We start from the raw sequence: 3525 nt of genomic DNA on the forward strand, positions 1-3525 counted from the left end.
GGATGACCTTCGGCGATGCCTATATCACGCACCTCACCGTGCTGCAGAACGTGGGTATGACCCGCATCGACCCGGTGATTTACGAAGGAAAGGAAATCATCCCGCTGCAGTTCCTCAAGGCTGTCCTGCCCGAACCCGCTTCACTGGGCGCGACCACCAAGGGCAAGACCAATATCGGCGACATTGCGACCGGTCTGAAGGATGGTGAGGAAAAGACCTTCTACATCTACAATATCTGCGACCACGAAGACGCCTATGCCGAAACCGGCAACCAGGCGGTCAGCTACACCACCGGCGTTCCGGCGATGATTGGCGCGGCCATGATGGTGCAGGGCATCTGGTCGGGTGAAGGCGTGTTCAACATGGAACAGTTCGATCCCGATCCCTACATGGACATGCTGAACAACCACGGGTTGCCTTGGCAGGTGAAGGAACTGGCGGGGCCGCTGGAGTTCTGATCCGTTGCGGAAGCTGACCGCAGGACTGATCCTTGGTTGTCTTGGCTACTGGTCGGCGACGGCGATCAAGGCTGGATACGATAACCAAGTCATTTGTGAGCCTTTCGGAAAATACTATCGGGGTACCACGGTTTTCCGTGGGCCCGTCTGTTTGGCTTATTTCGCTGATGGCCAGCGGACATGTCGTAGCCAAAACGACTGCCAAGGAAGGTGCATTGTGTCATTTCAGGCTCCGATTGGGTCGGTCACGTCAGGACGTTGTGAGGCCTACGAATCTCAGGGAATCTTGAGTAGCGCGAACGAATTGAAAGACGGTCGCGTCACAAGGATTGACTATTTTGCTCTTTGACGTGTTTTTCGATACGCGCTTTTGAAAGAGAAGTTTCGATATGGAGACGAGAGCCGGCGATCCGGGCGCATTTGGGCGGTTTGACCTGTCACGGGTGGATAGCCCCGCCTTTGTCGTCGATGCCGCAAAGCTGCGCGCAAATCTTGCCGTTCTGGCCGACGTGCGGGACCGCGCCGGGATCAAGGTTCTGGCCGCGCTCAAGGCGTTTTCCATGTGGAAAGTCGCGCCAATCGTCGGCGAATACCTCAACGGCGTCTGCACCTCCGGCTTGTGGGAAGCCAAGCTGGCGGCGGAACACTACACTGGTGAAATCGCTACCTACTGCGCGGCCTACAAGGCTCAGGACATGGCCGAAATCCTGCGCCTGTCGGACCATGTGATCTTCAATTCTCCCGGCCAGCACGCGCGCTTTATGACCGAGATCGCGGCAGCGCGCGATGCTGCCGAAGCGTTCGATATCGGTCTGCGCATAAACCCGCTTCATGCCGAGGGCGAAGTTCCGCGCTACGATCCTTGCGCGCCGCATTCGCGGCTTGGCTTTCCGGTGGACCAACTGCTGCCGGAACATCTTGAAGGCGTTTCCGGGCTGCACTTCCACACCTTGTGTGAACAGGACTTCGAACCCCTGAAACGCACCTGGGACGCGCTCGAAGCCCGCATCGCGCCCTTCTTCGGTCAGCTCAAATGGCTGAACTTCGGCGGTGGCCATCACATCACGCGCGCCGATTACCAGCGCGATGATCTGGTGGCGTTCCTTCGTGACGTGAAGGCACGCACAGGTTGCGAAATCTATCTGGAGCCGGGCGAGGCTGTCGCGCTCGATGCAGGCATTCTTGTCGGCACGGTGCTGGATACGCACTGGAACGGGATGCAGCTTGGCATCACGGATATTTCGGCCACCTGCCACATGCCTGACGTGATCGAGGCCCCCTATCGCCCGGCCATGCTGGGGGAACTGCCAATCGACGAATATGAGGATTCGGGCGAGGGCGATGCGCCGGTGCGTCTGGGCGGGCCTTCATGCCTCGCCGGAGACGCGATCGGCGATTACCGGCTGCCGAACGGTGCAGAACCGGGCACGCGCTTTGCCTTCCTTGATCAGGCGCATTACTCGATGGTCAAGACCACGACCTTCAACGGCGTCCCCTTGCCGTCGATCTGGCTGTGGGACAGCGAAAGTGATGCGCTGGAGAAGGTTCGCACCTTCACTTACGAGGACTTCCGCGACCGCCTTTCCTGAGGCATGTTCCCCGCCAAGGACAACCACGGCGGGAGAATAGCATGACTGGTGAAGTGCTCGATGGCTTGACCAGCGATCCGGTGCACATGGGCTGGATGCAGGGTTCGCCGCCACTTGCAGACAAGCTGCTGCTCGCGTCACGCGCCGATCACATGCGCTTTCCGATGATCCGCTGGTCCTATTCGAACATGCGCCAGTTCGTGCCTTCCTGCCGGGTCGGTGCCGGGGCAGGGGGCACACCTTTTGCGCGGGCACTTCGCGATGATCTGTCGGACGCCATGTTCGTGCCACTGGGCGCAGATACGCCGATCTCCTTTGTGGATTCGCTGACTGAGGCGTTCACCGATGGCATCTTGGTGCTTCATCGCGGTGAGGTGGTTTTTGAACGCTGGTTCGGCGTGACCGAGCCTGAAACGCGGCATATCGCCTTTTCCGTAACCAAAAGCTTTGTCGGCACACTGGCCGAGATATTGATCGATGAAGGCAGGCTTGATCCCGGTGCACCTGTCGCCAGTTATCTTCCTGAACTGGCGTCCGGCGGCTTTGGCGATGCCACGGTGCTGCAGATCATGAACATGACCACGGCGCTCGATTTTTCCGAGGATTATGCCGATCCAAACTCTGGCATCGGTGCCTATAGCGCCGCCCTTGCGCTAACCCCGCGCCCTGCGGACTATTCCGGGCCGACCAGCCTTTGCTCCTTCCTGCCGACGATCTCGAAAGCAGGCGAACATGGACAGGGTTTCACCTATCGCACGCCCAATACCGAAGTGCTGGCGTGGCTGCTTGCGCGGATTGAAGGCAAGCACTTGGCTGACGTGTTGAGCGAACGCCTGTGGCAACCGCTGGGAATGCTGGGCGATGCAGACCTTATCGTCGATCAGGCAGGCATGGCTTTTGCCGGAGGCGGCCTGAACCTGCGACTGGAAGATCTCGCGCGCTTTGGCGAGGCAATGCGCTTGGGCGGCAATGGCGTGATCCCGACAGGCGTGGTCGAGCGCGTGCGCAAGGGCGGTGATCCGGCGCATTTCGATCGCAACCGTTATCCGCAATTGCCGGGCTGGAGCTATGGCAGCCAATGGTGGCACAGCCACAATAACCGTGGCTGCTTCTCGGCGCGGGGCATCCACGGGCAGACGCTGTGGGTCGATCCGGCGGCCGAAATGACGGTTGCACGATTCGCATCGCATCCCATCGCGGCGAACGGTGCAAATGATCCGCTGTCCCTGCCTGCGTGGGCTGCGCTCGCCGATGCGCTAAGTCGCTGAATTAAGGCGATCTGTCTGGAAATGTTTCATTTTTCTGACGCGCGTTTGCAGAGGCATTATTTTCACTTGAGATTCAGGCGCAGGGCCTTATTTACCCCCTCTCGCTGCCCCAAGGGGGACTTCCAAACCGCAAGGCAGCTTTGTTCAACGTTCCGTTTGGGGGTCCCTTGAGTTGCACATCCATCCTGACGCACTGGCTGTAGTTCGCGC

At 59.5% G+C, this 3525-nt stretch carries 3 protein-coding genes; all 3 read left to right on the forward strand.

The annotated features are described in order from the left end of the window. Nucleotides 1-458, forward strand: a 458-nt coding sequence (locus tag ACOVQ0_RS06245) for a saccharopine dehydrogenase family protein (protein ID WP_421881613.1), incomplete at its 5' end; no start/stop codon positions are given. Nucleotides 459-847: 389 nt separating this feature from the next. Next, nucleotides 848-2047 (forward strand): carboxynorspermidine decarboxylase, encoded by a 1200-nt coding sequence (locus tag ACOVQ0_RS06250; RefSeq protein ID WP_421881616.1) that lies wholly within the window; start codon nt 848-850, stop codon nt 2045-2047. A gap of 41 nt (nt 2048-2088) precedes the next feature. Next, entirely contained in the window at nt 2089-3315 is a 1227-nt protein-coding gene (locus ACOVQ0_RS06255) for a serine hydrolase domain-containing protein (protein ID WP_421881619.1), read from the forward strand. Nucleotides 3316-3525: the final 210 nt, after the last annotated feature.

The sequence above is a fragment of the Novosphingobium sp. genome (assembly GCF_049240505.1).
Classification (GTDB): Bacteria; Pseudomonadota; Alphaproteobacteria; order Sphingomonadales; family Sphingomonadaceae; genus Novosphingobium.